Below are 19787 nucleotides of genomic sequence, written 5' to 3' on the forward strand. Positions count from 1 at the left end.
ACTCCCGCCTAAAAGAAGCTAGCGTAATGGAATGATGTCGCCTTGCCAACCCTGAGCGCTTTTTCTGCCGGTCACCAGCAATTCTCCCTGATCTGCCCGGACGATCAGTTGCCCGGTCTCATCCCATAAAGCGCTGCCGCCGGAGAAGGTCTCACAGCTATAGTTCGATTTAAGCACCGCGATGGAATGTTTACGCGCAAACCACTGTAAACGTTGCGTATTCAGGCTTTGCTGTGATTCCGCGGTGCTGGTGAGGGTGGCCAACAGCGACGCCTGTGGCGAAAGATCGCAGCCATCGTTATTGAGATTCAACACGCTGATATAACGCGACTCCGGCGTCAGGCAAGTGCCGTTTCCCTGCGCGCAGGTATACGGTTTCGCTGTGTCGGGGGAGAATATGGCGACACCTTTGCAGCGCAGACCGTTTTCCTCCACCGGTAAACCGGCGACAATCGTTATCTGATGCTGGTGAGCCGCATCTGAAAGTGGCTGTAATTGTTCATCGCCAGGAGGTGAGGGGAGCCCGGATTCGCCCGTCAGGCCAGTCAGGGATAATTCCGGAAAAATTAATACCTTACATTCCAGTTTCGCCGCGGCGTGGATAAAACGAAGATGGTGGACAATATTTTCGGCGAGGCTGCCGTTCTGCGGCGCGAACTGCGCCGCTGCAATAGACCATGCCAGCATAGTTGCTTCCTTCAACAAGAGGTCAGTGGGTCGTTACTTCAGAATTTCCTGAAGAAGTTTACACCGTTCGCCGTAAGGAAGTGTAACAGTCCGTAAGGATTATTTTTGTTTAGGCTCGTAAGGCAAGCGCGAAAGGGAAACGGAGGCCAGACGATGGGCGATTAAACGCTCGCGGAACCAGTCACGAAGGTGTTCCGGCTGTTCACGTTCCACCACTTCGGCGACCACTGGCATGTTATAGCGCTCCTTAAAGGCGACGCCTGCGGCAGCAAGATCGACATTAACTTTATCCATCTCATCTTGAGGTAGTTTAGCCAGATTCGTATGCATCAGATTCTCTCCTTTTCAGGGCGCAACGTTACTAAGAGTCTCACAGAATGGCAAGCTTAATGGCGGCACATCTCGACTCAGGAATTATACAAGGTTATTCTTTCAGCTACATCCATAACAAAAGGGAATGAACAATATGGGATCCCGCGTCCTTCGCGTACTCTGCGCTACGCTGGTTTTTACCGGCTTCCTCTCTGCCCCGGCTGCCTGGGCGCATGCCCACCTTAAACACCAGGAGCCTGCCGCGGAAAGTGAAGTGAGTTCCGCACCGCAATCTATCACGCTGCATTTCTCTGAAGGGGTCGAATCACGCTTCAGCGGCGTGACGCTCACCGGGGCGGATGATAAAAAAGTCGAAACGGGCAAAGCGGTGCGCAGTGAAACCGATAAAACGCAACTGACGGTTTCGATTAATCAACCGCTGGCATCCGGAGTCTATACCGTTAACTGGCACGTGGTGTCGGTGGATGGGCATAAAACCCAGGGTCAGTATCAGTTTCGCGTAAAATAGTATGCTGACGACGCTTTATGTTGGCTTACGCTTCGTACATTTTGCCGCGCTGATGGCGGTGCTCGGATGTGCGCTTTATGGCGGCTGGTGGGCACCACCGCCGCTGCGCCGTCTTTTCAGCCAGCGCTTTGCACCGCTGATTCATTTTTCGCTGTTGGCCTGTGCTGCTTCAGCACTGTTGATGCTGATGGTGCAGGGTGGGTTGATGGGCGATGGCTGGCGCGACGTCTGGCAGCCTGAAGTTTGGTTTGCCGTTGCGGCGACACAATTTGGCGGTGTCTGGCTATGGCAGATCATTCTGGCGGGGGTGGCATTAACCATTGGTTGGGTGAAACCGCGCCAGATGATGCGTTTGCTGCTACTCCTGACGGCGGCGCAGTTTATCCTGCTGGCAGGCACCGGACATTCGGCAATGCGCGAGGGTGCCATTGGCGCGTTTCAGCGTAGTAACCATGCGTTGCATCTGCTGTTTGCGGCAGCCTGGCTTGGCGGCTTACTGCCATTTCTTTATTGTTTGCGACTGGCAAAAGGACGCTGGCGGCAGGCAGCAATTTATACCATGATGCGTTTTTCCCGTTACGGGCATCTTGCCGTGGCGGGCGTTGTCCTGACGGGGATCGTAAACGCGTTATTAATTCAGAATGGCTGGCCGCTGGACACACCTTATAGCCGCATGCTGCTTCTAAAATGTGCGCTGGTCGCCATGATGGTGGTCATTGCGCTGGTGAACCGCTACGTTGTTGTGCCGCGAATGGTCATGGCTGAGCCCGCTACGCAACGCTTTTTCCTGCGAACTACGCAGGTTGAACTTATTCTTGGGGCGCTGGTGCTGGCATGCGTCAGCCTGTTTGCCACCTGGGAACCTTTTTAAATAATGGCGAAGATATGAAAAAAATCGTTCTGTCTCTTTTATTGTTAACGACGGCGGGTTCCGCGCTGGCTGCCCCGCAAATTATCACCGTCAGCCGCTTTGAGGTGGGGAAAGATAAATGGGCGTTTAATCGGGAAGAGGTCATGCTGACGTGCCGCCCGGGTAATGCGCTGTATGTGATAAACCCAAGCACACTGGTTCAGTATCCGCTGAACGCAGAGGCGCAAGAGCAGGTTAAAGCCGGGAAGACCACCGCGCAGCCCCTTAGCATCATACAAATTGATGATCCTGCGCGTCCGGGAGAGAAAATGAGCCTGGCTCCGTTTATCGAACGCGCCGAAAAGCTATGCTAATTGTCTAAAACATCTAATTGATTCCAAATAAAAAACCGCTGCCATTCTGTGAATGTGCGAGCGGTTTTTTTATTATCTGCCGTTTTCTGACGCCGAAATTTTCTGACCGCTTTCGTCGCGGACTGGAAAACCTGGCACGGTCATCTATTCTTATAGAGCAAGGCGACTTAGCCTGCATTAATGCCAACTTTTAGCGCACGGCTCTCTCCCAAGAGCCATTTCCCTGGACCGAATACAGGAATCGTATTCGGTCTCTTTTTATCAGTCTGTTACGTTTTCTGCGGTGTTCAACATCCAGTACCCGGAACCCTACCTCTCGGTGTGTTCCTTCCCTTTATATCATAGCGCCTACTAAATTAACAATTAATTTACATTTTATTTTTTGATATAAGAACGTTTCGCAAAGTGCAGGAGAATCGCGAGCAAAGTTCGCTGTTTATGTTTGATAAGTCGATTTTATCAATGCATCGCGAAATAATTAGCCTTATAGTCTGTTTTTTATCACCTGGTATCAACGTGTTTTTAAAGTTCAAAGTTTAAAGTTAAGAATGCTCTGACAAATAGAATAAGTAAAAAACACAGTAAATATTTATTTCACTAATACGTCATCACTTAATGAATAATTAAGAATTGCCTGATTAATCATCTGCCGTGAGTGAACAAATCTGCGCATCGCCCGTCTGGCGGGGCGCTCAGGCTTTAAGGTAATCGTGTGGTGGGTACAAATCGCGCTATCCTTTTTGCTAAAAAAAGTGCATTCTAGCGATGAGTTAAGTTACAGCCTTCCGGTAAGTTTTTTTCTTTTTTCAGGTCTCTTTTGTAAAGTCTTGTCCTGAAAGTGAATTAGCCGAACGTATTACTGTCAAACTCTTATACGTACCGCATAAAGAGTGATGAAAAGGATTCATTTTTTCCTTACGCGCTACTTTTTTTCATGCTTCAGGAAAAAATGATGTCAAAAGAATTTGATACCCGGTTATTGCACCCGCGTAATTGGTTAACGTGGTTCGGCTTAGGTGTGCTTTGGCTCATCGTCCAGCTTCCTTATCCTGTCTTACATACCCTCGGTTCAACGGTGGGTAAAATGTCACGTCGCTTTCTTAAGCGTCGCGAGCGCATTGCTGCACGTAATATTGAACTCTGCTTCCCTCAGATGGATGCGGCTTCACGTGAAGCGATGCTTGAACAAAACTTTATGTCGCTTGGGATGGGCCTGATTGAAACCGGTATGGCCTGGTTCTGGAGTGATGCCCGCGTCAAGAAATGGTTTGACGTTGAAGGCTACGATAACCTCACCAAAGCGTTACAGCAGCATCGTGGCGTTATGGTTGTCGGCGTACACTTTATGTCACTGGAACTCGGCGGCAGGGTGATGGGGTTATGTCGCCCAATGATGGCAACCTATCGCCGTCACAACGATCCGCTGATGGAGTGGGTACAGACCAAAGGTCGCCTGCGTTCCAATAAAGCGATGATCGATCGCCGCAATTTACGTGGTCTGGTGCAGGCATTGAAAGCAGGTGAAGCCGTATGGTTTGCCCCTGACCAGGATTACGGCCCAAAAGGCAGCGTTTTTGCGCCGTTCTTTTCGGTAAACGAAGCCGCAACCACTAACGGCACCTGGGTGCTTTCACGTCTGTCAGGCGCGGCAATGCTCAGCATCACCATGGTGCGTAAAGCGAATAAGAAAGGTTATGTGCTGCACATCAGTGACGTAATGTCTGATTATCCGGTGAATGATGAAATCGATGCGGCCAGCTATATGAATAAAATCATTGAGAATGAGATTTTGCGTGCGCCGGAACAGTATCTGTGGGTGCATCGTCGCTTTAAAACGCGTCCTCGCGGCGAAGCGTCACTCTATCATGCGGCGTCTCCGCACTGATCGCTACCCTCAAAAATCGCTATATTCGTGGGCGGGATACCAAAACCCGTCCACAAAATCCTCTATAGGAAAACAACCCCCACGACGCAGCCGCTGATCGTCCATCGCAGCAAGGCATTGTTTTTCCGAGTTATATACATCCACGACAATATCATCACAGCCACCGTCAAGGTAGCAGATGAACAAAACCAGTGCGAACATCCTGCCCTCAGTCTGATAATAAGGTTATGACACAACGGATCCGTTAAGAATTAAGTGTAGGGGATGAAGAGCAGCGGCGGGGAAGGTTATGCAAATAAATAACCCGCCTGTGGGCGGGTTCCTTTTGGGTTATGCGAAGCGCAGTACCCAGGCATCAGAACGTTGGTCGTAATGTTTACGGTAAAGGACAGAGTGTTCGCCGTTGAGTACGGCAGGGACGCTGGTATCTGCATCCCAGGCGTCCAGTTGCATACATAAGTCAGGGTCGGATTTACAGGGGATGCTTAACGTTCGTTCACCGTGCTGCTCGCCATGCAGCTCGGCATCATCTATCTCGAATGCGCCGATGCGTACGTTGGTTTTACTCATGATGCTCTCCGTTGGTCGCTAAGATTGTGGTACGACCAGTTCAGGTCGCCCATTTTTTAGCGTAGCCAACGACGAGAATATCGCCAGTCAAAAAGTGCGCTATTTTTGCGCGCTCATCAGGTGTTTTCGGCAAAAAGTTTACCATCGCGAACCAGTTCGCGCGGATAACTGTTTTTCAGCCGCGAACTGATACGTTTCGCCAGCCCGAGCGGGAAGCCCTGATACGTGACCACCACATCGTCGTGATTTGGCGTGATTTCCGGGTAGATATCACGTCCCCGATACCACTCCTGAGCCTCAGCCTGGGTCAGTTCATGCCCAAGTTTATCGGTTTCAGCCAGCGCGATCACCGCTTCGTGTTGCCAGCGATAACCTTTGTTATGCGTTTCGGCAAGTTTAAGCCCGATGCGCGAGAAACGGACTTTTCCGAGCAGCGGTTCGATCTCAGCCGGAAAGAGCCAAATCTCTTTATCGCGCTGCCACAGGGTAAGTGCATCATTCCAGAACAGTCCGACCTGAGCGGCAGCTTCCGTGACGACCGCGGATTCGCGGGTTTTCATCGGCGTGAACGGGAATTTACCCACTTTGTAGCCCGGTGCTGGCAGAGGCTCGACCGAGGCGATTTTACGCAGACGCGCGACGAAGAAGCCTTCACAATCGTAAATCTGCGGGAAGACGTGGAGGAAACCTTCGGGCGTGAGTGCCTCTTTAGCTGACGGGAACAGCGTTGCCAGCGATTCAACCTCCACGGACTGCGGATACTGTTCCAGCAGCCAGGCCAGCACCGATTCGTTTTCGTCGCGGTTGAGGGTACAGGTTGAGTAGACCAGCGTGCCGCCGGGTTTCAGGGCGTGAAAAGCGCTGTCGATAAGCTCTCGCTGCGTGGCGGCAATCTCAAGATTACTTTGTACCGACCAGTTTTTCAGCGCGTCGGGATCTTTACGCACCACACCTTCACCAGAACACGGCGCATCGAGCAGAATGGCGTCAAAACTTTCCGGTACTGCCGCGCCAAAGACTCGACCATCAAAATGCGTCAACGCCACGTTAGCGATACCGCAGCGGCTGATATTGGCGTGCAGCACTTTTACCCGGCTGGCGGAAAACTCATTGGCGAGAATGGCACCCTGGTTGCCCATGCGAGCGGCAATCTGCGTGGTTTTCGAGCCGGGCGCGGCGGCAACGTCCATCACCCGTTTTGGCACCGCTTCGCCAGCAAACAGCGCGGCGACGGGCAGCATCGAGCTGGCTTCCTGAATATAAAACAGACCGCTAAGGTGCTCGGCGGTGCTCCCTAAGGGCAGTGACTCTTCATCTTCGCGTTCAATCCAGAAACCTTCCTCACACCAGGGCACTGGCGTCAGTTGCCAGCCATAAGGGGCGATGAGCGTCAGGAAATCGGCAACGCTGATTTTCAATGTATTGACGCGAATGCTGCGGCGCAGCGGGCGCTGACAGGCGGCAATAAAATCGTCAAAGGCGAGGTGAGCAGGCATGGCCTCACGCATCTGCGCGAGGAATTCATCGGGAAGAAAGACAGAGTTTTGAGCCACTGGGGAGTACCACACATAAACAGAGAGCGTGCAGTTTAGCATAAACGCCCCGGCGCAGTGACACCGGGGCGTTTACATTAACGTGGCAGGGCCGTGCCCCATTCACGCCACTCTTTCGGCTCTTCTTCCTGCAGGAGGAAGTGTTTGCCTGCCTGCGCTTTCGGCGCGAGCGGTGTGCCTGGCGGCGTGGCGAAGGCAATGCCGCCGCGAATGAACTGATTGAAGGTGCCGGTTTTCACCACACCGCCTGTCAGTCCGAAATCGAGGCTATAACCTGATGCCAGCCAGAAGACCGAGTTGTTGCGTACCAGATGCTGATAGCGCTTACTGATGCGTAACTCAACCATCACACGGTCGGAGAGCGATCCAAGTGTCAAACCCGTTACTGTTCCCACTTCGATACCACGGAACAGCACCGGTGTGCCAATCCCCAGCGAACCCGCTTCTGGCGCTTCCACAACCAGGTTCAATCCGTCAAGGTAACGAGAATCAGCAATCGTTGCTTCCTGCAATTCGAATTCGCGGCGTGGCGAACCCTGGCCCATTTCTACGTTGATGTAAGGTTGCAGGATAGTATCGAGGTGTTCTACACCGGCTGCGGAGATTTGCGGCGTCACCACCGAGAAACGGCTGCCGCGGCGAGCGAAGGTCTTCACATATTCCGGATAAAGCACCGCGCGCGCCTGAACTTCGTTGCGCCCGGCGTTCAGCTCCAGCGTTTGTACCTGTCCAATATCAATGCCCAGATAACGGATGGGCATGCCTGCCGCCAGTTTCCCGGCATCAAAGGCGTGCAGCGTAATTTGCCCACCCACCGCACGCGCTGCGGTTTCAGACGCAAACAGAATTCGTTTGTCACCTTTACGGGTATTTCCGCCCGCGCCGCTCAGGTTATCGAAGCTGATAGCGCCTTTCAGGGCGCGAGATAGCGGCGAGGCCTGTACGGTTAACCCGCTTCCGTTCAGTTGTACTTTTGCGCCGCCTTCAGCCCAGAACACGCTGTCAGGGGTTAGCAGGGAACGGTATTCTGGTTTGATGTGCAGCGAGATATCAAACGCGTTAGCGCGAGGGCTTACGGTAATGACTTCACCTACTTCAAATTTGCGATACAGCACCACGGAACCCGCCTGAATATCCGGCAAGGTTTCCGCCGTCAGGGTGAGGGTGGAGGTGGGCAGTTCACTCAGGCTATTTTCCTGCGCTTTTTCCAGGTTGGCGTAAAGCGGATAGTCGGCTTTCATCTCACCTTTTTCACCGGGCAGAATGCGGATCCCGCCGCTCAGCCACTCATTGGCGCTCGCGCCGAGGAATTCAACGCCGTCAAGGCCGACTTTGACATCCACGCGACTGTTCACCACAAACTTGCTGTCGCCATGGATCAGTTCACGATATTGCGGTTCGATAGCAACGGTGAACGTGACGCCTTTATTGGTTAGCTTACGCTCCATCACCTGGCCGACCTTTACACCGTGCAGAATTAACGGCTGCCCGGCATCGATGCCATAGCTTTCCGGCGCGGTCAGAGAGAGCGTCATGACATCTGGCTGCTGTAACAGTGTCTTACTGGCCGGGAGAACCGTAAAGCTATCGCGCGCCTCACCTTCGCCGGGTACCAGCTCGAAGGTGCTACCGGTGAGGAGCATGCTGAGGTTGGCGTTCTCAAGCGACAGTTTCGGCTCATGCAGCTCAATGCGGGTTTTCTCACGCAGCAGCGTAACCACGCTGGGATCAACGGTCATTTCACCCGTTACGGAGCTGTCGGTGTTGAGATTCAGTTTGGTCAGTTGCCCCACTTCCAGCCCCTGATAGAGCAGAGGAGTGGAACCCGCTTTCAGCCCCTGGCCGCTGGGAAGCTGCAATTTAACGATAACGCCGCGCTGGCTATGAGCCAGATCTTCATACAAGCCGTACTCGTCATTTTGCGCCGCCACCGCTGAGTTTTCCGGGGAGTCGAAGGCGATCGCCCCGTTAACCAACGCGGTTAAGCTTTCAAGCTGCACCTTCGCGCCGCTCAAATCCACGTCGGCTTTAATGCCCGACACGTTCCAGAAGCGGCTCCCTTTTTTCACCAGGTTGGTGAAACGGCGCTCAATCAGTACATCAATGGTCACACCGCGTTTGTTGGCATTAATGGCGTAATCGTACACGCGTCCAACGGGAATTTTACGGTAATAGACCAGCGAGCCGCTGCTTAACGAGCCGAGATCCGGTGCGTGAAGGTGAATCATCAGCTCGCCGTTATTCAGGCGATATTTGGGCTGTGTATCCAGCGCGGTGAAGTGATCGCGTGCTTTGCCTTTTCCGGGCATCATGCCGATATAGTTACCGCCGACCAGCGCATCCAGCCCGGAAACCCCTGCCAGAGAGGCCTTCGGCGTCACCAGCCAGAATTGGGTATCGTCACGCAGCGCGTCTTCCATATCGCTTTTGATGCTGGCCTTCACTTCGATACGGTTCAGGTCGTCGGTCAGGCGAATGTCCTGCACCGTACCCACTTCCACGCCCTGATAGCGCACGGGTGTACGGCCAGGCACGATACCGTCCGCCGACATAAAGTCGATGGTGATGGTGGTGCCGCGATCTTCGTAACTGTTCCAGATAAGCCAGCCTGCAATCAGCAACGCGATGATTGGCAGCAACCAGAAAGGTGAAATGCGACGTTTAATTTTAATTTTCGCTTCAGTCGGTGAAGCGGGCGTTTCCTGACTCATGAGCGTCCCAAAGTAAGCGGCTGTCCAGCCAATTAACAGCAAGAATAGTCAAAATAACCGCGGCACCGAAATAAAATGCAGCGGGGCCCATCGTAAAGGCGAGAAGCTGATCGCGATTAATCAGCGACATGGTTAACGAGATCACAAACAGATCCAGCATCGACCAGCGACCAATCCATGTTACGAATCGCAGCAACAGAATGCGTGTGCGTAAACCCTGTTCACATTTGGTATGAATGCTGATGAGCAGCGTAAACAACACGATGACTTTGGTAAACGGTACCAGGATACTGGCGAAGAATACCACGGCGGCAACGGCGACGTTACTGTCCGCCAGAGAAAGTATCCCTGACATGATGGTATCTTCCTGTCGCCCGCCATTAACGTAAATAATCGAAATCGGTAAAAAGTTTGCCGGGAGCAGAAAAATGATTGAGGCAATCAGCGCCGCCCAACATTTTTGCAGACTCTGCCGACGCCGCCTGTAGAGGGGAACATGGCAACGATGGCACCGCCCGCGTGAGTCAGGAAAGCCGGTGTGATGGCAATCCAGGCATACCCTCAGCCCTTCATTAGGGCGGGTCACCGGACGTTGTGGATAAAAGCGCTCCCAGAGTTCTTCGATATTCAGATGAATCATCGTCAGAATACTGAGTACCACCAGTGAGATAAACGCCAGCAGGCCCAGACCGGGTTGCAGAAATGCGTAATCCTGCACCTTAATGGACGCGACGGCGATCCCGACCAGATAAATATCCAGCATGACCCACTCTTTAAGCTTCTCCAGCATCAGCAGCACCGGGCGCAGGTTCATCCCCAGAATATTACCAAACCAGAGATAGGCGATGGCGATGACCAGCACCGCTGGCGCGGCGACGCTACAGAACAATACCATCGCGGCGGTAATGGGATCGCCCTGAGTGGTCATTTGCTGGATACCGTGCAGTACGTTCGCGTCAATACGTACGCCAAGCAGATGCAGTCGTAGCAGGGGCTCGCTCCAGGCGAACGGCATCAGTAACATCATGGCGATTGCCATGGCGCCAAGGCGCGTTAGCGACCAGTCGCGACCGTCGCGAACTTTGGCATTGCAGCGCGGGCAATAGGCGCATTGGTGCGATTTAACCGACGGTAACTGAAAAAGCGTATCGCACTGCGGGCAACGTTGGTATTGTGCCTGCGGAATAGGATCGCCTATCGCATGAATGCGAATTTTCTGTGTCGGTGTAATACGTGATGTTTTTAGTGGCATTTATTACATCGTAGAATGAATGTATAACTCTATCTTAACTCATGAATGGATTGAACTTGAGCCCTGACGCATTTAATGCTTATTTTATAGGGGTATGCGTCATCGATAGTATCAGTAATTGAAGTAGACAATAGTGGTTTAATAATGAACAAAACAGAACTTTACGCGGATCTTAACCGCGATTTTCAGGCATTGATGGCAGGTGAGAACAGTTTTTTAGCTGTAATCTCTAACACCAGCGCGTTGCTTTTTGAACGTCTGGCGGATGTAAACTGGGCAGGTTTTTATTTGCTGGAAGGTGATACGCTGGTTTTAGGGCCGTTCCAGGGCAAACTGGCGTGCGTGCGCATTCCGGTTGGTCGAGGGGTTTGCGGTACGGCGGTGGCGAAGAATGAAGTGCAGCGCGTGGAAGATGTGCACGCGTTTGACGGTCACATCGCGTGTGATAGCGCCAGTAACTCCGAAATCGTACTGCCGCTGGTCGTTAACGGACAAGTGATTGGCGTACTGGATATCGATAGCCCGCTCTATTCGCGCTTTAGCGAAGAGGACGAGCAGGGGCTGCGAGAACTGGTCGGTCATCTTGAAAATGTGCTTTCTGGCACCGATTATCAAAAATTCTTTGCCCGCGTCGAAGGATAATCAACGTATAACGTAGCATTTAGCGATGGCGTCATTATAATGACGCCTGTTCATGCCTGCGGCTTGTTGGCTACGTCCGTTGTAATCAGGAAATTTCATGGAAAATCAACCTAAGTTGAATAGCAGTAAAGAAGTTATCGCATTTCTGGCCGAACGTTTTCCGCGCTGTTTCAGTGCCGAAGGTGAAGCTCGTCCTCTGAAAGTCGGTATTTTTCAGGATCTTGTCGAGCGTGTTGATGGTGAGATGAACCTCAGCAAAACCCAATTACGTTCCGCTTTACGTCTTTATACTTCAAGCTGGCGCTACCTTTACGGTATCAAAGCTGGTGCGGTACGTGTCGACCTAGACGGTAACCCTTGTGGTGAACTTGATGAGCAGCACGTTGCCCACGCTCGTCAGCAGCTTGAAGAAGCCAAAGCCCGTGTTCAGGCTCAACGTGCTGAACAGCAGGCGAAAAAACGCGAAGCCGCCGCTGCTGCCGGTGAAGGTGACGCACCGCGTCGCGAGCGTAAGCCGCGTCCTCCGGTTCGCCGCAAAGAAAACGCTGAGCGTAAACCGCGCGATGCTAAACCTGCTGCAAAAGCCGTACGCGAAGAAAAGCTTACTCCTGTTTCCGACATTTCTGCGCTGACCGTTGGTCAATCCCTGAAAGTCAAAGCGGGCAATAACGCAATGGACGCCACGATTCTGGAAATCACCAAAGACGGTGTCCGCGTGCAGCTAACTTCTGGTATGTCAATGATAGTACGCGCAGAACACCTGGTGTTCTGAAACGGAGGCCGGGCCAGGCATGAACAAACTTTTTAGGCTCTCCGCCCTCGCTGGCCTGTTTTTAATAACAGGCCACGCCTTAGCGGTGGAAGATATTACCCGTGTTGATCAAATTCCGATTCTGAAGGAAGAGACTCAGCACGCAACGGTGAGCGAGCGCGTAACATCGCGCTTTACCCGTTCTCATTATCGTCAGTTCGATCTCGACCAGTCCTTTTCCGCCAAGATTTTTGACCGCTATCTGAACCTGCTCGATTACAGTCACAACGTCCTGCTGGCCAGCGACGTTGCGCAGTTTGCTTCGAAGAAAGGGCAGATTGGCGATGAGCTACGATCGGGCAAGCTCGACGTGTTTTACGATCTCTACAACCTGGCGCAAAAGCGACGTTTCGAACGCTATCAGTACGCGTTGAAAGTGCTTGAACGCCCGATGGACTTCACCGGCAACGACACCTTCAATCTTGACCGCGCAAAAGCGCCATGGCCAAAAGATGAAGCCGAGCTGAACGCCCTGTGGGATGGCAAAGTTAAGTTCGACGAACTAAGCCTGAAGCTGACCGGTAAAGATGAAAAAGAGATCCGCGAAACCCTGACGCGTCGCTATAAATTCGCGATTCGTCGTCTGGCGCAGACCAATAGCGAAGATGTATTCTCGCTGGCGATGACCGCATTCGCGCGGGAAATCGATCCGCATACCAACTACCTTTCTCCTCGCAACACCGAACAGTTCAATACCGAAATGAGCCTGTCTCTGGAAGGTATCGGCGCAGTGCTGCAAATGGATGATGACTACACGGTTATCAATTCCATGGTGGCCGGGGGCCCCGCGGCGAAGAGTAAAGCGATCACGGTTGGCGATAAAATCGTTGGCGTGGGCCAGGCCGGAAAAGGGATGGTCGATGTGATCGGCTGGCGTCTGGATGATGTCGTGGCGCTGATTAAAGGGCCGAAGGGCAGTAAAGTTCGCCTGGAAATCCTGCCGGCGGGTAAAGGGGCGAAAACCAAAATCGTTACCCTGACGCGCGAACGTATTCGTCTGGAAGATCGCGCCGTGAAAATGTCGGTGAAAACCGTCGGCAAAGAGAAAGTGGGTGTGCTCGATATACCAGGTTTCTATGTTGGCCTGACGGAAGACGTTAAGGTACAGCTGCAGAAACTGGAAAAACAGAATGTCAGCAGCGTTATCATCGATCTGCGGACTAACGGCGGCGGGGCATTAACCGAAGCGGTATCGCTCTCTGGCTTGTTCATTCCGTCCGGCCCGGTCGTGCAGGTGCGCGACAATAACGGCAAAGTGCGTGAAGATAGCGACAATGACGGCGTGGTGTACTACAAAGGCCCGCTGGTAGTGCTGGTTGACCGTTTCAGCGCCTCGGCATCTGAAATTTTTGCGGCCGCCATGCAAGATTACGGACGTGCGCTGATTGTCGGTGAACCGACCTTCGGGAAAGGCACCGTTCAGCAGTACCGTTCTTTGAATCGCATTTACGATCAAATGCTGCGTCCGGAATGGCCAGCGCTGGGTTCCGTTCAATACACCATTCAGAAGTTCTACCGCATTAACGGCGGCAGTACGCAACGTAAAGGTGTAACACCTGATATCCTGATGCCGACCGGTTCAGAAGAGACGGAAACGGGTGAGAAGTTTGAAGACAACGCATTACCGTGGGACAGCATCGACGCTGCGACCTATGTGAAGTCTGATGATTTAACGCCGTTTGGCCCGGAACTGCTGAAATTGCATAATGCGCGTATCGCGAAAGATCCTGAATTCCAGTACATCATAAAGGATATCGCGCGCTTTAACGCAATGAAGGACAAGCGCAACATCGTCTCTTTAAATTACGCTCAGCGTGAAAAAGAGAACCAGGAAGATGATGCCACACGTTTGGCCCGCGTTAACGATCGCTACAAACGTGAGGGTAAACCGTTGCTGAAGAAAATCGACGATTTGCCGAAGGATTATCAGGAGCCCGATCCGTATCTGGATGAAACCGTGAATATTGCGGTTGACCTGGCGCATCTTGAAAAAGAGAGGCCAGCCGCAACTCCTGCTGCCAGCAAGTAATTCTCCCTTATTAAAACAGGCACAAGCAATTGTGCCTGTTTTTTTACATCTCTAAACTGCGCGTAAGCAAGTGTGAGAAAAAATGTAAAGTTGTGTCTTTCTCGTGACTTACCCGCCGTGGATAGTTGAAAATTGTATTAATACCCATACGATGTGGGTAATCGCTTAGTGCGTTTTGTTAAAACGAGGTTAAAAGTAAATTATGATGCGAATCGCGCTCTTCCTGTTGACCAACCTTGCTGTGATGGTTGTGTTTGGGCTGGTGCTAAGCCTGACAGGAATTCAGTCGAGCAGCATGACGGGCCTTCTGATTATGGCTCTGCTATTTGGTTTTGGTGGTTCTCTCGTTTCGCTGATGATGTCGAAATGGATGGCCCTGAAATCTGTGGGTGGGGAAGTTATCGAGCAGCCGCGTAACGAAACAGAGCGCTGGCTGATGGACACCGTGGCGCAACAATCGCGCCAGGCTGGCATTGCTATGCCGCAGGTCGCTATCTACCATGCGCCGGACATCAACGCTTTCGCCACCGGCGCGCGCCGTGATGCGTCGCTGGTCGCGGTGAGTACGGGCCTGTTGCAAAACATGAGCCGTGACGAAGCTGAAGCGGTTATCGCCCACGAGATTAGCCACGTGGCTAACGGTGATATGGTGACGATGACCCTGATTCAGGGCGTGGTGAACACCTTTGTTATCTTCATCTCACGTATTATTGCGCAGATTGCTGCCGGTTTCCTGAGCGGTAACCGTGATGAAGGCGAAGAGGGCGGCAATGGTAACCCACTTATCTATTTTGCTGTCTCCATGGTTCTTGAGCTGGTGTTCGGTATTCTGGCCAGCATTATCACCATGTGGTTCTCACGTCACCGTGAATTCCATGCGGATGCCGGTTCAGCACGTCTGGTAGGGCGTGAAAAAATGATTGCTGCCCTGCAACGTTTGAAGACCAGCTACGAACCACAGGAAGCCAGCACTATGATGGCCTTCTGCATCAACGGTAAGTCGAAAACGCTGAGTGAGCTGTTTATGACTCACCCGCCGCTGGACAAGCGTATCGAAGCGCTGCGTACCGGTGAATACCTGAAATAGTAAAAAGCGCCTCAATTGAGGCGCTTTTTTTAGCCCTGTACGCGCGGTTGCGTCACCCTCAAGCCGCTAAACAGGGCCGCAACCACCGCCAGACTTCCCGCGAGCAGCAACGACACATGTGTTCCGCTATCGCCAAACGCATTAAACATCAACGCTACCAGCGCCGCGCCGGTGCTTTGCCCCAGCAGGCGAGCCGTACCCAGCATCCCGCTGGCACCACCGCTCCGCTGTCGAGGGGCAGCGGAAATAATGGTGTGGTTATTGGGCGACTGAAACAGTCCGAACCCTGCACCGCACAGGATCATGCGCCAGATGATGTCGAGATCGGAAGGCGAAGAGGGCAGCAGGGCGAGCGCAAATAACCCACAGGCCATCACCCCCATGCCGAATGCGCCGAGAAATCCGGCGTGGACTCGCTCAATCAGATAACCGGCCAGAGGGGCCATCACCATGGTTGCCAGTGGCCAGGGCGTCAGCAGTAATCCTGTTTCCACTTCGCTGCGTCCCATCATGGTTTGCAGGAAGAAAGGGAGCGACACCAGTGCCAGCATCTGTGCGCAGAAAGAGCAGATTGACGTGCAAATAGAGAGCGAGAACAACGGGATGCGCAATAAATCGACCGGTAATAGCGGCACCGGTAAACGCAACTGACGACGGATGAAAAAGAATCCAACGATCAGTAACAGCACCACTTCCGCCACCACCTGCGTGGTCGATTGCCCCTGCGCAAATCCACCCAGTGCGGTGATCAGCAGACCAAACGTCAGGGCATTCATGATTGCGCTGGGCAGATCGAAGCGTGTTGCCTGGCTGCGTAAGCCGTTTGCGGGCAGATAACGCACCGCCAGCAACCACGAGATAACGCCGAGCGGCACGTTCACGAGGAATAGCCACTGCCATGACGCAACAGAGAGAATCGCCGCGGCGATGGTCGGCCCGGCTGCTGAGGAGACCGCAACCACAAACGAGTTGATCCCCATGCCACGCCCTAACTGCCGCTGCGGATAGATAAGCCGTATGAGCGCGGTGTTCACGCTCATCAACGCCGCGCCGCCAAGACCCTGTGCCACGCGCGCGAGCGTGAGCATCTCCAGTGAATTCGACATCGCACACAGCCCCGAAGCGAGGGTGAAGACGATGAGACCGATTTTGTAGATCCGGTGATAGCCAATCATGTCGCCCAGGAAAGCCAGCGACAGTAGCGAGATGACTATCGCAATTTGATAGGCGTTGACTATCCAGATAGATGCCGCCGGAGACGCATGCAAATCGCTGGCGATGGTGGGCAGAGCCACGTTAGCAATAGCCCCATCGAGCACCGCCATCGTAATACCGAGCACAATGGTTAAGATGGCGCCATACCGTTGAGGTACGGGTAAGCCATCCGAAATTTTTTTATCCATGGGAAAAATGCGGTTTTTGAGAAATTATTTGTCAGAAAACTATTTTAGCATTGATTATTCGGCTGTATGTCGCAGATTTGTAACCAGGTTGCAGAAGATTCATTGCGACGAGCGCTTTGCGAAATTATAATAAAAACCGGTTCTATTTTTTATAAAACAGTTGCGATGAGGTGATAAATGGCAGTTGCAGATTTGGATAAACAGCCAGATTCTGTCTCTTCAGTATTGAAGGTTTTTGGCATCCTGCAGGCGCTTGGTGAAGAGCGCGAAATCGGAATTACCGAACTGTCGCAGCGTGTCATGATGTCGAAAAGCACTGTTTATCGCTTTTTGCAGACCATGAAATCATTGGGATACGTTGCCCAGGAAGGGGAATCTGAAAAGTATTCGTTAACGCTGAAGCTATTTGAACTTGGCGCCCGCGCTTTACAGAACGTCGATTTAATTCGTAGTGCAGATATTCAGATGCGTGAACTGTCACGTCTGACGAAAGAGACGATTCACCTTGGTGCGCTGGACGAAGACAGTATCGTCTATATCCATAAAATTGACTCGATGTATAACTTGCGCATGTACTCCCGCGTAGGCCGTCGTAACCCGCTGTATAGCACCGCCATTGGTAAAGTGTTGCTGGCCTGGCGCGACCGCGATGAAGTGCGTGAAATTCTGCAGGGTGTGGAATACAAACACAGCACCGATCGTACCATCACCAGCACCGAGGAACTGATGCCGGTGCTGGATCTGGTTCGCCAGCAGGGTTACGGGGAAGATAACGAAGAGCAGGAAGAGGGCCTGCGCTGCATCGGCGTTCCGGTTTTCGACCGTTTTGGCGTGGTTATTGCGGGGTTAAGTATTTCGTTCCCGACGCTGCGTTTCTCCGAAGAGCGCCTGCACGAGTATGTTGCGATGCTGCATACGGCGGCGCGTAAAATTTCAGAGCAGTTAGGCTATAACGATTACCCGTTCTGATAAGACACCTAATCAAAAACGCCGCGGTATCGCGGCGTTTTTTTATCCATTATCAATGACCGTTTCACTTTTTCGCAGGACCGGGCAATCGGTCAGGCCAATAATCCCACTATTGGAATGAACGTATTGTGCTGTGCTGGTGCCTCGCGCGGTCAGATATTTACATTGAAGACCTAAACCGCCAGCGTTCTCAGTACTGCCGATTAACACACCATAACCGCTGAGCAATATGCCAATCCAGACAATGGCCAGTATAATAATTGTTCTGATCGCAAATCTCATGACATCCTCACGTCTTTTCTATCCTTGATGATAGAGTAGCTTTTCAATATTGCGAGACAACTCCATGATTCCTAAAAGCAGAATTTATCTGTACAGTTAGCCGCGGTTTAAGATGTCCGTGTTAATTTGATCATCTGTTAATGCTATAAGTCGTGGAGTGTGGAGTGAAAAAATTTCGGTGGGTGTTACTGATTGTCGTACTGGCGGCCTGTTTGCTGCTCTGGACTCAGACGCTCAACGTGTTGTGCGACCAGGATGTACAGTTCTTTAACGGAATCTGTAGCATCAATAAATTCATTCCCTGGTAAAACATTTTTGCCATCAACGATTTCCTTCCTTAATGCGAGTGGTAGAATAGTCCGTTCCTATTGAGGTGGTGAAATGAGTGATCTAGTAAGTTCTGGGGCATTAAATCTGGCGTCTGTCGTGATATCTGTTCTGCTGTTGATTGTAGGGCTGGTACTTTGGTTCTTTGTTAACCGTGCAAGTTCGCGCACCAGTGAGCAAATAGAACTGCTTGAAGCATTGTTGGATCAGCAAAAGCGTCAGAATGCGCTGCTGCGTCGACTCTGTGAAGCTAATGAACCTGAAAAACCGGCAGTCGCTGAGAAAGCCGTTGAAGCAAAAAACGAAGATGAAGATGATTTCATTCGCCTGGTGGCGGAACGATAATCTCTTTTCCTCTTCACTCCGGCTGTCTGACCAGGCTGCCGGAGTCCGTAGGTTGCACCGAAGCGGTGCATCCGCTGTCATTGACGGTGTTACCTCTCCTTACCTTCCCCTTTACTGATGCATCACTGACCTGACTCGTTGTTGCCTCACATTCCTGGGTTCGTATCTCATTGTATTTATAATTAATTTTTTATCACTTTATCATTTTGTATATTTATCCATCATCTAAATGTATGAGTGATGGATATCGACTTTATTTGCGCAACCCGCTAGCCGCATTTGCCGTACGCTATTAGCGAAACGTTTTTATTGCGCTGTGATGGCATTCTGTCATTAAACGTTCATTATTTTGGTGCAACCTAAGGACATTATTTTGCTTTCGTGAATCAGCGTAGCGGTATAGCGAAATGTTACTTGCTTATAACCGGTTACCAAAATGCACCTTTTGAAAATTAGCGCGAAAATATTCTAAGGATATAAAAAATGTTGATGCCGCTTCGCTTTTCTGGACGGAATGAAAATCCTGGTCTATGGTAAAAAAGTCTTACGTTACCGTAAGGTAGGTGAGGCTTAAGACACGAGCCGGGGCGCATCAGATAACGCTTTGCCGCATAAATGCGTAGTCGATCAAATGATTGTTGTATGATTTGTGCGGCTGATCGAGACACGTTTAAAAATGGCTTGCCATTATTATCGTTGTATGTGATAACACGTTTTGGGTTAAACGAGGTACAGTTCTGTCTATGTATGGCATTATCAGTAAAGAAGTCCTGAGTAAACACGTTGACGTTGAATACCGCTTCTCTGCCGAACCTTATATTAGTGCCTCATGCAGTCATGTCTCAGTTTTATCTATGAATGCGCCCACGGGCGAAGAAAACACTCTAAGGAATTTTGCAAATGGCAAAGATTAAAGGTCAAGTTAAGTGGTTCAACGAGTCTAAAGGTTTTGGCTTCATTACTCCGGCTGACGGCAGCAAAGATGTATTCGTACACTTCTCTGCAATCCAGGGTAACGGCTTCAAAACTCTGGCTGAAGGCCAGAACGTTGAGTTCGAAATTCAGGACGGCCAGAAAGGCCCAGCTGCAGTTAACGTAACTGCAATCTGATTCGACTGCCACTGATGCTTTGATGCGTACGCGCATCATAATCAGCCTTAAAGCCTCGC

At 51.6% G+C, this 19787-nt stretch carries 22 protein-coding genes; 13 read left to right on the forward strand and 9 right to left on the reverse strand.

Features of this window, described 5'->3' with window-relative positions:
* Nucleotides 1–18: 18 nt before the first annotated feature.
* Together DBY68_RS12735 and DBY68_RS12740 are read right to left on the reverse strand one after the other, a co-directional pair.
* The gene (locus DBY68_RS12735) at nucleotides 19–687 is read right to left on the reverse strand and encodes a carbon-nitrogen hydrolase family protein (RefSeq protein WP_108475311.1); all 669 of its coding nucleotides are present in this window, start codon (nucleotides 685–687) and stop codon (nucleotides 19–21) included.
* Nucleotides 688–786: 99 nt separating this feature from the next.
* A complete protein-coding gene (locus DBY68_RS12740) occupies nucleotides 787–1017 on the reverse strand; it encodes a DNA polymerase III subunit theta (RefSeq protein ID WP_015964045.1) in 231 nt (76 codons plus the stop codon).
* 136 nt (nucleotides 1018–1153) lie between these two features.
* Here DBY68_RS12740 and yobA point away from each other — a divergent pair, with 136 nt between their 5' ends.
* The 4 genes from yobA to lpxP all read left to right on the forward strand — a co-directional run bounded on the left by yobA (nucleotide 1154) and on the right by lpxP (nucleotide 4637).
* Nucleotides 1154–1528 carry a CopC domain-containing protein YobA gene (gene yobA / locus DBY68_RS12745; RefSeq protein WP_108475312.1) on the forward strand — a complete coding sequence of 125 codons (375 nt, stop codon included), beginning with the start codon at nucleotides 1154–1156 and terminating at the stop codon, nucleotides 1526–1528.
* Between the two features lies 1 nt (nucleotide 1529).
* Nucleotides 1530–2399 (forward strand): copper homeostasis membrane protein CopD, encoded by an 870-nt coding sequence (gene copD / locus DBY68_RS12750; RefSeq protein ID WP_108475313.1) that lies wholly within the window; start codon nucleotides 1530–1532, stop codon nucleotides 2397–2399.
* A 14-nt stretch (nucleotides 2400–2413) separates the two neighbouring features.
* Nucleotides 2414–2752: a YebY family protein gene (locus DBY68_RS12755; RefSeq protein ID WP_108475314.1), complete on the forward strand. Its 339-nt coding sequence runs from the start codon at nucleotides 2414–2416 to the stop codon at nucleotides 2750–2752.
* A gap of 952 nt (nucleotides 2753–3704) precedes the next feature.
* Nucleotides 3705–4637, forward strand: coding sequence for a kdo(2)-lipid IV(A) palmitoleoyltransferase (gene lpxP / locus DBY68_RS12760; RefSeq protein ID WP_108475315.1), 933 nt, complete (start codon nucleotides 3705–3707; stop codon nucleotides 4635–4637).
* A gap of 9 nt (nucleotides 4638–4646) precedes the next feature.
* Here lpxP and DBY68_RS12765 read toward each other — a convergent pair whose 3' ends face one another.
* The 5 genes from DBY68_RS12765 to yebS all read right to left on the reverse strand — a co-directional run bounded on the left by DBY68_RS12765 (nucleotide 4647) and on the right by yebS (nucleotide 10723).
* On the reverse strand, nucleotides 4647–4838 hold the full coding sequence (locus DBY68_RS12765; RefSeq protein ID WP_108475316.1) for a YebW family protein: 192 nt from the start codon (nucleotides 4836–4838) through the stop codon (nucleotides 4647–4649).
* A 129-nt stretch (nucleotides 4839–4967) separates the two neighbouring features.
* The gene (locus DBY68_RS12770; RefSeq protein WP_015964053.1) at nucleotides 4968–5207 is read right to left on the reverse strand and encodes a YebV family protein; all 240 of its coding nucleotides are present in this window, start codon (nucleotides 5205–5207) and stop codon (nucleotides 4968–4970) included.
* Between the two features lie 116 nt (nucleotides 5208–5323).
* Nucleotides 5324–6760 carry a 16S rRNA (cytosine(1407)-C(5))-methyltransferase RsmF gene (rsmF, locus tag DBY68_RS12775; RefSeq protein WP_108475389.1) on the reverse strand — a complete coding sequence of 479 codons (1437 nt, stop codon included), beginning with the start codon at nucleotides 6758–6760 and terminating at the stop codon, nucleotides 5324–5326.
* Between the two features lie 77 nt (nucleotides 6761–6837).
* Nucleotides 6838–9471: a PqiB family protein gene (locus tag DBY68_RS12780; RefSeq protein WP_108475317.1), complete on the reverse strand. Its 2634-nt coding sequence runs from the start codon at nucleotides 9469–9471 to the stop codon at nucleotides 6838–6840.
* The gene (gene yebS, locus DBY68_RS12785) at nucleotides 9440–10723 is read right to left on the reverse strand and encodes a membrane integrity lipid transport subunit YebS (protein WP_108475318.1); all 1284 of its coding nucleotides are present in this window, start codon (nucleotides 10721–10723) and stop codon (nucleotides 9440–9442) included. The genes DBY68_RS12780 and yebS overlap by 32 nt, the downstream gene beginning before the upstream one ends.
* Nucleotides 10724–10867: 144 nt before the next feature.
* Between yebS and DBY68_RS12790 the strand changes: the two genes are divergently transcribed.
* The 4 genes from DBY68_RS12790 to htpX all read left to right on the forward strand — a co-directional run bounded on the left by DBY68_RS12790 (nucleotide 10868) and on the right by htpX (nucleotide 15292).
* Nucleotides 10868–11365: a GAF domain-containing protein gene (locus DBY68_RS12790; protein ID WP_108475319.1), complete on the forward strand. Its 498-nt coding sequence runs from the start codon at nucleotides 10868–10870 to the stop codon at nucleotides 11363–11365.
* 97 nt (nucleotides 11366–11462) lie between these two features.
* Nucleotides 11463–12137: an RNA chaperone ProQ gene (proQ, locus tag DBY68_RS12795; protein WP_108475320.1), complete on the forward strand. Its 675-nt coding sequence runs from the start codon at nucleotides 11463–11465 to the stop codon at nucleotides 12135–12137.
* Between the two features lie 19 nt (nucleotides 12138–12156).
* Nucleotides 12157–14205 (forward strand): carboxy terminal-processing peptidase, encoded by a 2049-nt coding sequence (gene prc, locus DBY68_RS12800; RefSeq protein WP_108475321.1) that lies wholly within the window; start codon nucleotides 12157–12159, stop codon nucleotides 14203–14205.
* Nucleotides 14206–14407: 202 nt separating this feature from the next.
* Entirely contained in the window at nucleotides 14408–15292 is an 885-nt protein-coding gene (htpX, locus tag DBY68_RS12805; RefSeq protein ID WP_108475322.1) for a protease HtpX, read from the forward strand.
* 29 nt (nucleotides 15293–15321) lie between these two features.
* On the opposite strand, the gene DBY68_RS12810 is transcribed toward htpX, so the two are convergent.
* Nucleotides 15322–16695: an MFS transporter gene (locus DBY68_RS12810; protein ID WP_108475323.1), complete on the reverse strand. Its 1374-nt coding sequence runs from the start codon at nucleotides 16693–16695 to the stop codon at nucleotides 15322–15324.
* 177 nt (nucleotides 16696–16872) lie between these two features.
* Here DBY68_RS12810 and kdgR point away from each other — a divergent pair, with 177 nt between their 5' ends.
* Nucleotides 16873–17664: a DNA-binding transcriptional regulator KdgR gene (kdgR, locus tag DBY68_RS12815; RefSeq protein WP_108475324.1), complete on the forward strand. Its 792-nt coding sequence runs from the start codon at nucleotides 16873–16875 to the stop codon at nucleotides 17662–17664.
* A gap of 42 nt (nucleotides 17665–17706) precedes the next feature.
* Here the strand turns inward: kdgR and DBY68_RS12820 are convergent, their stop codons facing one another.
* Nucleotides 17707–17946 carry a YobH family protein gene (locus tag DBY68_RS12820; protein ID WP_108475325.1) on the reverse strand — a complete coding sequence of 80 codons (240 nt, stop codon included), beginning with the start codon at nucleotides 17944–17946 and terminating at the stop codon, nucleotides 17707–17709.
* Between the two features lie 164 nt (nucleotides 17947–18110).
* Here DBY68_RS12820 and mgrB point away from each other — a divergent pair, with 164 nt between their 5' ends.
* The 4 genes from mgrB (at nucleotide 18111) to cspE (ending at nucleotide 19728) form a co-directional block, all read left to right on the forward strand.
* Nucleotides 18111–18254: a PhoP/PhoQ regulator MgrB gene (gene mgrB, locus DBY68_RS12825; protein WP_015964064.1), complete on the forward strand. Its 144-nt coding sequence runs from the start codon at nucleotides 18111–18113 to the stop codon at nucleotides 18252–18254.
* 73 nt (nucleotides 18255–18327) lie between these two features.
* Nucleotides 18328–18618, forward strand: coding sequence for a YebO family protein (locus DBY68_RS12830; RefSeq protein WP_108475326.1), 291 nt, complete (start codon nucleotides 18328–18330; stop codon nucleotides 18616–18618).
* Nucleotides 18619–19361: 743 nt separating this feature from the next.
* Complete coding sequence (locus tag DBY68_RS12835) at nucleotides 19362–19532, forward strand: DUF2627 domain-containing protein (protein WP_015964066.1); 171 nt, start codon at nucleotides 19362–19364, stop codon at nucleotides 19530–19532.
* Entirely contained in the window at nucleotides 19519–19728 is a 210-nt protein-coding gene (gene cspE / locus DBY68_RS12840) for a transcription antiterminator/RNA stability regulator CspE (RefSeq protein WP_001062678.1), read from the forward strand. The genes DBY68_RS12835 and cspE overlap by 14 nt, the downstream gene beginning before the upstream one ends.
* Nucleotides 19729–19787: the final 59 nt, after the last annotated feature.

Source organism: Pseudocitrobacter sp. RIT415, from assembly GCF_003057695.2.
Classification (GTDB): domain Bacteria; phylum Pseudomonadota; class Gammaproteobacteria; order Enterobacterales; family Enterobacteriaceae; genus Pseudocitrobacter; species Pseudocitrobacter faecalis.

Excerpts from the sequence above, each read along its gene's own strand:
- DBY68_RS12735 (WP_108475311.1), bottom strand. The coding sequence starts at position 687 with ATGCTGGCATGGTCTATTGCAGCGGCGCAGTTCGCGCCGCAGAACGGC.
- DBY68_RS12740 (WP_015964045.1), bottom strand. The coding sequence starts at position 1,017 with ATGCATACGAATCTGGCTAAACTACCTCAAGATGAGATGGATAAAGTT.
- yobA (WP_108475312.1), top strand. The coding sequence starts at position 1,154 with ATGGGATCCCGCGTCCTTCGCGTACTCTGCGCTACGCTGGTTTTTACC.
- copD (WP_108475313.1), top strand. The coding sequence starts at position 1,530 with ATGCTGACGACGCTTTATGTTGGCTTACGCTTCGTACATTTTGCCGCG.
- DBY68_RS12755 (WP_108475314.1), top strand. The coding sequence starts at position 2,414 with ATGAAAAAAATCGTTCTGTCTCTTTTATTGTTAACGACGGCGGGTTCC.
- lpxP (WP_108475315.1), top strand. The coding sequence starts at position 3,705 with ATGTCAAAAGAATTTGATACCCGGTTATTGCACCCGCGTAATTGGTTA.
- DBY68_RS12765 (WP_108475316.1), bottom strand. The coding sequence starts at position 4,838 with ATGTTCGCACTGGTTTTGTTCATCTGCTACCTTGACGGTGGCTGTGAT.
- DBY68_RS12770 (WP_015964053.1), bottom strand. The coding sequence starts at position 5,207 with ATGAGTAAAACCAACGTACGCATCGGCGCATTCGAGATAGATGATGCC.
- DBY68_RS12780 (WP_108475317.1), bottom strand. The coding sequence starts at position 9,471 with ATGAGTCAGGAAACGCCCGCTTCACCGACTGAAGCGAAAATTAAAATT.
- yebS (WP_108475318.1), bottom strand. The coding sequence starts at position 10,723 with ATGCCACTAAAAACATCACGTATTACACCGACACAGAAAATTCGCATT.
- DBY68_RS12790 (WP_108475319.1), top strand. The coding sequence starts at position 10,868 with ATGAACAAAACAGAACTTTACGCGGATCTTAACCGCGATTTTCAGGCA.
- proQ (WP_108475320.1), top strand. The coding sequence starts at position 11,463 with ATGGAAAATCAACCTAAGTTGAATAGCAGTAAAGAAGTTATCGCATTT.
- prc (WP_108475321.1), top strand. The coding sequence starts at position 12,157 with ATGAACAAACTTTTTAGGCTCTCCGCCCTCGCTGGCCTGTTTTTAATA.
- htpX (WP_108475322.1), top strand. The coding sequence starts at position 14,408 with ATGATGCGAATCGCGCTCTTCCTGTTGACCAACCTTGCTGTGATGGTT.
- DBY68_RS12810 (WP_108475323.1), bottom strand. The coding sequence starts at position 16,695 with ATGGATAAAAAAATTTCGGATGGCTTACCCGTACCTCAACGGTATGGC.
- kdgR (WP_108475324.1), top strand. The coding sequence starts at position 16,873 with ATGGCAGTTGCAGATTTGGATAAACAGCCAGATTCTGTCTCTTCAGTA.
- DBY68_RS12820 (WP_108475325.1), bottom strand. The coding sequence starts at position 17,946 with ATGAGATTTGCGATCAGAACAATTATTATACTGGCCATTGTCTGGATT.
- DBY68_RS12830 (WP_108475326.1), top strand. The coding sequence starts at position 18,328 with ATGAGTGATCTAGTAAGTTCTGGGGCATTAAATCTGGCGTCTGTCGTG.
- DBY68_RS12835 (WP_015964066.1), top strand. The coding sequence starts at position 19,362 with ATGTATGGCATTATCAGTAAAGAAGTCCTGAGTAAACACGTTGACGTT.
- cspE (WP_001062678.1), top strand. The coding sequence starts at position 19,519 with ATGGCAAAGATTAAAGGTCAAGTTAAGTGGTTCAACGAGTCTAAAGGT.